Source organism: Amycolatopsis azurea DSM 43854 (assembly GCF_001995215.1).
GTDB lineage: Bacteria > Actinomycetota > Actinomycetes > Mycobacteriales > Pseudonocardiaceae > Amycolatopsis > Amycolatopsis azurea.
On record NZ_MUXN01000018.1, the window covers coordinates 1 to 8,102 of the forward strand.

At 68.8% G+C, this 8,102-nt stretch carries 8 protein-coding genes; 7 read left to right on the forward strand and 1 reads right to left on the reverse strand.

Annotated features, from left to right (window positions below; all coding sequences use genetic code 11):
• Positions 1-55 precede the first annotated feature (55 nt).
• A complete protein-coding gene (locus B0293_RS23940; protein WP_005160793.1) occupies positions 56-595 on the reverse strand; it encodes a YbhB/YbcL family Raf kinase inhibitor-like protein in 540 nt (179 codons plus the stop codon).
• Between the two features lie 161 nt (positions 596-756).
• Between B0293_RS23940 and B0293_RS23945 the strand changes: the two genes are divergently transcribed.
• The 7 genes from B0293_RS23945 (at position 757) to B0293_RS23975 (ending at position 8,091) form a co-directional block, all read left to right on the forward strand.
• The gene (locus B0293_RS23945; protein ID WP_005160791.1) at positions 757-1,524 is read left to right on the forward strand and encodes a DUF4097 family beta strand repeat-containing protein; all 768 of its coding nucleotides are present in this window, start codon (positions 757-759) and stop codon (positions 1,522-1,524) included.
• A 26-nt stretch (positions 1,525-1,550) separates the two neighbouring features.
• Positions 1,551-2,222 carry a DUF4097 family beta strand repeat-containing protein gene (locus B0293_RS23950; protein ID WP_005160790.1) on the forward strand — a complete coding sequence of 224 codons (672 nt, stop codon included), beginning with the start codon at positions 1,551-1,553 and terminating at the stop codon, positions 2,220-2,222.
• A complete protein-coding gene (locus B0293_RS23955) occupies positions 2,219-3,625 on the forward strand; it encodes an alpha/beta hydrolase (protein ID WP_005160788.1) in 1,407 nt (468 codons plus the stop codon). The genes B0293_RS23950 and B0293_RS23955 overlap by 4 nt, the downstream gene beginning before the upstream one ends.
• A gap of 166 nt (positions 3,626-3,791) precedes the next feature.
• Positions 3,792-5,672: a molecular chaperone DnaK gene (gene dnaK / locus B0293_RS23960; RefSeq protein WP_005160786.1), complete on the forward strand. Its 1,881-nt coding sequence runs from the start codon at positions 3,792-3,794 to the stop codon at positions 5,670-5,672.
• On the forward strand, positions 5,669-6,448 hold the full coding sequence (gene grpE, locus B0293_RS23965; protein WP_005160784.1) for a nucleotide exchange factor GrpE: 780 nt from the start codon (positions 5,669-5,671) through the stop codon (positions 6,446-6,448). Before dnaK ends, grpE begins: the two co-directional genes overlap by 4 nt.
• Positions 6,449-6,481: 33 nt before the next feature.
• On the forward strand, positions 6,482-7,657 hold the full coding sequence (gene dnaJ / locus B0293_RS23970) for a molecular chaperone DnaJ (protein WP_005160782.1): 1,176 nt from the start codon (positions 6,482-6,484) through the stop codon (positions 7,655-7,657).
• A 5-nt stretch (positions 7,658-7,662) separates the two neighbouring features.
• On the forward strand, positions 7,663-8,091 hold the full coding sequence (locus B0293_RS23975; protein WP_005160779.1) for a heat shock protein transcriptional repressor HspR: 429 nt from the start codon (positions 7,663-7,665) through the stop codon (positions 8,089-8,091).
• The last annotated feature ends 11 nt before the right edge of the window (positions 8,092-8,102 follow it).

Genomic DNA, 8,102 nt, shown 5'->3' on the forward strand with positions numbered 1-8,102 from the left:
CGATTGAGACCGCCGCGCTTTCGCCACGTCGCATGCGGGGAAAGTCCCCTTCGGCTCAGCCCTTGTTCTCGTGCAGGGCCGTCAGGGTCGCCCGGCCGATGGCGTGGCTGAAGAGGTTGAAGCCCAGCAGCGCCGGAGTGGCGTCCTCGCCGACGTCCAGCTTTTCGACGTCGACGGCGTGCACCGCGAAGATGTACCGGTGCGGCCCGTGCCCGGGAGGCGGGGCGGCGCCGAGGAACTGCTTCACGCCACCGTCACCCTTCAGGGTCACAGCGCCCTTCGGCAGACCGGAGCCCGCTTCGTCGCCCGCGTTCGCGGCCAGCGCGGTCACCGACACCGGGATGTCGAACACCGCCCAGTGCCAGAACCCGCTCGCCGTCGGGGCGTCGGGGTCGTAGCAGGTCACGGCGAAACTCTTGGTCCCCTCGGGGAAGCCCTCCCAGGACAGCTGCGGCGAGCGATCTTCGCCGCCCGCGCCGAAGATCCCGGAAAGCTGGGGTGTCGGCAGGAAGCCGCCTTCTTCGATGTCGATGCTGCTCAAGGTGAAGGCAGGCAGATCGGGCAGGAAGTCGTACGGATCGGGTGCCTGCGGCATGCGTCCTCCTGGTCGTGGATCAGATGACGAAGTCAGGTTATGACCCCGAGGACCCGGGTGCGGGTTCAGGGACGAATCCGGGGGTTACCCCTATGTCCAACCCGCCGCGCTGCCCTTAGCGTCGAGCTACACGAAAACCTGCTCTGGAGGGACTCAAGACCATGGCGCGCCCACTCCTCGCCTTCGGCGGCATCGCTTTGATCGGCGTCGGTGTGCTCACCGGTCTCGGCTGGTGGTGGCCTTCCGACGCGGAGGCGACCAGCGAGCTCACCCAGTCGATCAAGAACGTCCGCGTCGACAACGAAGACGGCGCCGTCAAGATCCGCACGGGCAGCGGCCCGGTGAAGGTCCACCAAGCGTTCGAGTACCGCTGGAACAAGCCGGGCGACGCGTACCGCGTGGAGGGGGACACCCTGGTCCTCGCCGGCTGCGGCAACAACTGCGAGGTCGCCTACGACGTCATCGTCCCGGCGGGGATCCCGGTCTCGGGCAAGGTCGACTCCGGCGCGGTGGAGATCGCCGGGGTGTCCACTGTGGACATCACGGTCGACTCCGGCCGGGTCGAGGTGAGCGACGTGCCGGGTACGGTGAAGGTCAGGGCCGACTCCGGCCGCGTCGAGCTGAAGAACATCGGGCAGGACGTCGACGTCCACGCGAGTTCCGGCGCCATCAAGGGCGAGCGGCTCGGCGGGAACGTGAAGACGCAGGCCGACAGCGGCCGTATCGACCTCGAACTGGTCAAGGCCGCGAACGTCACGGCCAAGAGCGACAGCGGCTCGATCGAGGTCACCGTTCCTTCCGGCGACTACGACGTCACCGGCACCACCGACAGCGGCCGCCGCGACATCGACGTGAACCAGTCCGGTTCGGCCCAGTACAAGCTCGATCTCACCACTGACAGCGGAAGCGTCAAGGTCAAAGCGGCCTGACGGACTTATCGGGGGAACACTTTCTCATGGGAATCAAGGAGAAGCGTGTCCTCGGCGCGCTCGCTCTCGGCGCGCTGACGGCTTTCGGCATCGTCGGCTGCACAGGCGAAAGCCGCGAGACGCTGAGCGACGGCACGCCCGTCACCGAGCAGGTCACCGCGATCCGGGTGGACGTCCCGGTCGGCGGCGTCACGCTCCGGGTCGAGGACGGCGCGCCCGTCTCGCTGCGCCGCGAAGTGACTTACACCGGAAAGAATCCCGGCAAGACGCACAGCGTCGAGAACGGCACGCTGGTCCTCGGCGGGTGCAGCCAGTGCGGCGTCGACTACGACGTCGTGGTGCCGCGCGAACTGGCGATCTCCGGGTCGATCGGCACCGGCAAGATCAAGCTTGCCCGCGCGGCTTCGGTGGATCTCCACGGTGACACCGGCGATCTCGAGGTCGTGAATCCGACCGGCCCGGTGAAGCTGAGCACCGGTACCGGGGACATCAAGGTCGGGCTGGCCAAACCGGGCATGGTCACGGCGAAAGCCGAGACCGGGAAGGTCACCGTCACCGTTCCCGACGGCGCGTATCGCATCGACGCCGACACGGACACCGGCACGGTCGAGACCGGCGGCGTGCGTCAGGACCAGGCTTCGGCGAACGTCCTGGACCTCAAGTCCGGCACCGGCTCGATCACGGTCCGGGCCGCATGAAGACGCTCGCGGTGGTCACCGCGCTGACCCTGCTGCCGCTTTCAGCGCTGCCCGCGTCGGCCGCGCCCCGGCTCGACTGGAAACCCTGCGCGACCGAGTACGCGCCGACGCTGGAATGCGCGAACCTCCAGGTGAGCGGCACCGTGTCGATCGCGCTGGCGAAACTGCCCGCGACCGATCCCGCGCGCCGCGTCGGCTCGCTGCTGACGAACCCGGGCGGGCCCGGCGGTGCCGGGGTCACCGTGCTCAAGTACGGCGGCCGCGGTTTCGCGCTGGACAAATCGGAAATGGCCGAAGTGCGGCAGCGTTTCGACGTCATCGGGTTCGACCCGCGCGGCGTCGGCGAAAGCAGGCCCGCGATCACCTGCGGGCCGGAGCTGCACGATCCCGCGATCAGCCGCTTCCCGAAAAGCCGCGCGGACTACGACAAGCTCATCGCGCACAACCGCGTCTCGGGCACCGAGTGTCTCAAGAGGACCGGACCGGAGTTGTCCTCTGTGGACACTTGGCACGCCGCGGACGACGTCGAAGCGATCCGGATCGCGTTGGGCGAGCCGAAGGTGAACTGGCTCGGCGTCTCCTACGGTTCCGAACTCGGCGCCGTGTACGCGGAGAAGTACCCGAAGCGCGTCCGCGTGATGGTGCTCGACGGCGCCGTCGACCATTCGCGGCCGACCCGGCTGGCCGTCATCGACGAGACCATCGCGACGGAAAGCGCGCTCAAGGACTTCGCGAAGTGGTGCACGACGTCGGCGGACTGCGTGCTTCGCGGCAAGGACGCCCTCGCCACCTACGACAAGCTGATGGCCACGCCCGGCGGCGTGCCGTCGAAACAGCTCGGCCGGAACCTGACCGCCGAGGAAATGGCGTCCGGCTTCTACGGCGCGCTGATCATCCCGGCGTTCTGGCCGGAGCTGGCGAAGGCGGTCGAGGCCGCGGCCGCGGGGAACGCGGACGGGCTGGCGCCTTACTCGCAGCTGGACCCGTCCTACGGCGCGTACCGCTCGATCGGCTGCCACGACTTCGGCTCGCCGTTCACCTCCTATGCCGACATGCGGGCGATGCAGGGTCTGGTGAAGACCCTCGCGCCGCACGGCTGGCGGTACACGGAGTTCTGGGACATGGCGAGCGGCTGCGCGGGCTGGCCCGTGCCGCCGGCCTACCTCCCGCGCCCGCAGAAGGTGAAGGGCGCGGCCCCGATCCTCGTGGTCGGCGGCGAACACGATCCGGCGACGCCGCTCGTCTGGGCGAAGGGGCTCGCGCGGAACATCGAGAACTCGGCGTTGCTGGTCGACGCCGGGTACGGGCACACGGGGCTGCTCAACTCGGCCTGCGTGCGCACCGAAGAGGTGAAGTACCTGGTGAGCGGGCTCACACCCGCTCCCGGCACAGTCTGCCGGTAGCCCGGGAACAAGACGCCCGGGTCGCTCGTTGAGCCGGATACAAGGTTGAGTGCAGTCGGCTCAAGTCCGGCTTGACGGAGACCGCATCATCCCGATAGAACTTGCGTGGCGCCCACTCAAGGTGGGGGCGAACGTGCAGGTCAAGAACTAGCAGGAGGATCACACCATGGCGCGAGCGGTCGGCATCGACCTCGGCACGACCAACTCGGTCGTCGCTGTCCTTGAGGGCGGCGAGCCGACGGTCATCGCCAACTCGGAAGGTTCACGCACCACCCCCTCGATCGTCGCCTTCGCCAAGAACGGTGAAGTGCTGACCGGTCAGCCGGCGAAGAACCAGGCCGTGACGAACGTCGACCGGACCATCCGGTCGGTCAAGCGGCACATCGGTACCGACTGGAAGACCGAGATCGACGGCAAGGCCTACACCTCGCAGGAGATCAGCGCCCGCGTGCTGATGAAGCTCAAGCGCGACGCCGAGGCGTACCTGGGCGAGACCATCACCGACGCGGTCATCACCGTCCCTGCCTACTTCGAGGACGCGCAGCGGCAGGCCACCAAGGAGGCCGGGCAGATCGCCGGCCTGAACGTGCTCCGCATCGTCAACGAGCCCACCGCGGCCGCGCTGGCGTACGGCCTCGACAAGGGCGAGAAGGAACAGACCATCCTGGTCTTCGACCTCGGTGGCGGTACGTTCGACGTCTCGCTGCTGGAGATCGGCGAGGGCGTCGTCGAGGTCCGCGCGACCTCCGGTGACAACCACCTCGGCGGTGACGACTGGGACGAGCGGATCGTCACCTGGCTGGTCGACAAGTTCAAGTCGTCCAACGGCATCGACCTCACCAAGGACAAGATGGCGCTCCAGCGCATCCGTGAGGCCTCCGAGAAGGCGAAGATCGAGCTGTCCAGCTCGAACTCGGCCAGCATCAACCTGCCGTACATCACCGTGGACGCGGACAAGAACCCGCTGTTCCTCGACGAGCAGCTCTCCCGCGCCGAGTTCCAGAAGATCACCTCGGACCTGCTGGAGCGCACCCGCAAGCCGTTCAACAACGTCATCCGTGACGCGGGTGTCGCCGTCGGCGACATCGACCACGTCGTGCTCGTGGGTGGTTCCACCCGCATGCCCGCCGTGTCGGACCTGGTCAAGGAGCTGACCGGCGGCCGCGAGCCGAACAAGGGTGTCAACCCGGACGAGGTCGTCGCCGTCGGCGCCGCGCTGCAGGCCGGTGTGCTCAAGGGCGAGGTCAAGGACGTCCTGCTGCTCGACGTGACCCCGCTTTCGCTGGGCATCGAGACCAAGGGCGGCGTGTTCACCAAGCTCATCGAGCGGAACACCACGATCCCGACCAAGCGTTCGGAGATCTTCTCCACCGCGGACGACAACCAGCCGTCGGTGCAGATCCAGGTGTTCCAGGGTGAGCGCGAGATCGCCGCGCACAACAAGAAGCTCGGCATGTTCGAGCTGACCGGTCTTCCGCCCGCCCCGCGTGGCGTGCCGCAGATCGAGGTCACCTTCGACATCGACGCCAACGGCATCGTGCACGTCCTCGCGAAGGACCTCGGCACGAACAAGGAGCAGTCGATGACGATCACCGGTGGCTCCGCGCTGCCGAAGGACGACATCGAGCGCATGGTCAAGGACGCCGAGGCGCACGCCGAGGAGGACAAGCAGCGCCGCGAGGAGGCGGAGACCCGCAACCAGGCGGAGACGCTGGTCTACCAGACCGAGAAGTTCGTCAAGGACAACGAGGACAAGCTGCCCGACGAGCTCAAGGGCAAGGTGAAGTCCGCGATCGACGAGGCCAACGAGGCGCTCAAGGGCACCGACTCGGCGAAGATCCGCGAGTCCATCGAGAAGCTGAACACCGCTTCGCAGGAGCTGGGCACCGCGCTCTACGCCAACGCCACCCCGGGCGCCGAAGGTGCCGCGGGTGCCGCCGGTGAAGGCGCGACCGGTTCGGCCGGCGCGGGCACCGGTTCGCAGGCCAAGGCGGACGACGTCGTCGACGCCGAGATCGTCGAAGAGGACGAGAAGGACAAGAAGTGACGGGACGCTACGACGAAACCGAGGGCCGGGGCCCGGAGGAACCGGTGGTCGTGCGGGACCGCAGGCGGATCGATCCGCTGACCGGTGAAGTCCGCCCGGCCGCCCCGGCCGCCGAACCCCAGGACGGTCCGAAGCACGCCGCTCCCTCGGAAGACCCGGTGGACACGGTGGAGCCCGTCGAGCCGGTGCCCGCGACCCACGCGGGCCCCGGCCTCGGGGACTCCATCGTGGACGATTCGGTGACGGTGGCCACCGGCCTGGAGAAGGAGCTGGCGGAACGCACCGCCGACCTCCAGCGGCTCCAGGCGGAGTACGCCAACTACCGCAAGCGCGTGGACCGCGACCGCGAGCAGGTCGTCGCCGGTGCCAAGGCGTCGGTCATCGACGACCTGCTCCCGCTGCTCGACGACCTCGAGCGCGCGGAGCAGCACGGCGATCTCACGGGCGCCTTCAAGGCGGTCGGCGAGAAGCTGGTCGGGAGCCTGCAGCGATCGGGGCTCGAGCCGTTCGGCGCCGAGGGCGAGCCCTTCGACCCGAGCGTGCACCAGGCCGTCCAGCACAGCACTTCGCCGGACGTCGCGGGCCCGACGGTCACCACGGTCATGCGCCGCGGTTACCGCTTCGGCGAGCGGGTGCTGCGCGCGGCGATGGTCGGGGTCACCGACCACGAGCCGGGAGCCGCTCCCGCGCCGGCGGCGCAGGACGCCCCGGTGGACCCGCCCGTGGGTGGCGAACTGCCGCTCGAGGGCGAACTTTTCGATGAGAACAACCGCTGATCGGCGATACGGCGTGAAAGGAGGAGACGTTCGGTGAGTGCACGGGAATGGATCGGTAAGGACTTCTACCGTGAGCTGGGCGTCTCCTCCGACGCCACCGCGGACGAGATCAAGAAGGCCTATCGCAAGCTGGCCAAGGAGAACCACCCCGACGCCAACGCGGGCAACGCGGAGGCCGAGAAGAAGTTCAAGGCGGTTTCCGAGGCGTACGGCGTTCTCTCCGACTCGTCCAAGCGCAAGGAGTACGACGAGGCCCGCCGCCTCTTCGGCTCCGGCGGTCCCGGTGGCTTCGGCTTCCCGGGCGGTGGCGGGGGCGGCGGCTTCGACGTCGGCGACATCTTCGGCCAGGCGGGACAACAGCAGCAGGGCGGCTTCGGCGGTCTCGGCGACATCCTCGGTGGTCTGTTCGGCCGCCGCGGCGGCGCGGCCGGTGCCACGGCGAACCGGCCGCAACGCGGTTCGGACGTGGAGACCGACGTCCGGATCGACTTCACCGAGGCGGTCAAGGGCGCGACCCTGCCGCTGCGGCTGTCGAGCCCGGCGACGTGTTCCACCTGCGGCGGGAACGGCGCGAAGCCGGGAACCTCCCCGAGGACGTGTTCGACCTGTCAGGGCAGCGGGCTGGTCAGCCGCAGCCAGGGCGCGTTCGCGTTCTCCGAGCCGTGCCGCGACTGCCGCGGCCGCGGCACGATCATCGACGACCCCTGCCCGGAATGCGCGGGCGAGGGCGTCAGCACCCGCACCCGCACGCTGACCGTGCGGATCCCGCCGGGCGTCGCCGACGACCAGCGGATCCGGCTGGCGGGTCAGGGCGAACCGGGCCGGGGCGGCGCGCAGCCGGGCGATCTGTACGTCCGCGTGCACGTCGCGCCGCACACCGTGTTCGGGCGCCAGGACCTCGACCTGACGATCACCGTGCCGGTGTCCTTCGCGGAACTGGCCCTCGGCGGCACGATCACCGTGCCGACGCTCGAGGGCAAGGTCTCGCTGAAGGTGCCGCAGGGTACGGCGAGCGGTCGCGTGCTTCGCGTGCGCGGCAAGGGAATCGCGAAGCGGGACGGCTCGCAGGGCGACCTGCTGGTCACCCTGCAGGCGGCCATTCCGTCCAAATTGGACGACAAGGCCCGTGAAGCGCTGGAGGCCTACGCGGAGGCCATGTCCGACCACGACCCGCGACCGGAGATCACCGAACTTCTCGAAGGCAGGTGAGCACGATGTTCGGCGGGCTGCCGCACGGTGCGGACGAGGACACCCCGGTGTTCGTCATTTCGGTGGCGGCACAGCTGTCCGGCCTGCACGCGCAGACCCTGCGGTCCTACGACCGCCAGGGTCTCGTGTCGCCGGGCCGGACCTCCGGGGGTGGCCGCCGGTACTCCATGCGGGACATCGCGCTGCTCCGCGAGGTGCAGCGGCTGTCCCAGGAGGACGGTGTCAATCTCGCGGGCATCAAGCGGATCATCGAGCTGGAGAACCAGGTCGACGCGCTCCGCGCCCGGATCGCCGAACTGACCGAGGAGCTCACGGCGGCGTACCTCACCGCCGAACAGACGGCCGCGGCCGTGCACGCCTCCTACCGCAAGGATCTCGTTCCCTTGCGCCAGCAGACCGCGCTGGTCGTCTGGAAGCCCAAAAAACGCAGTTAGTCCTCTAAATG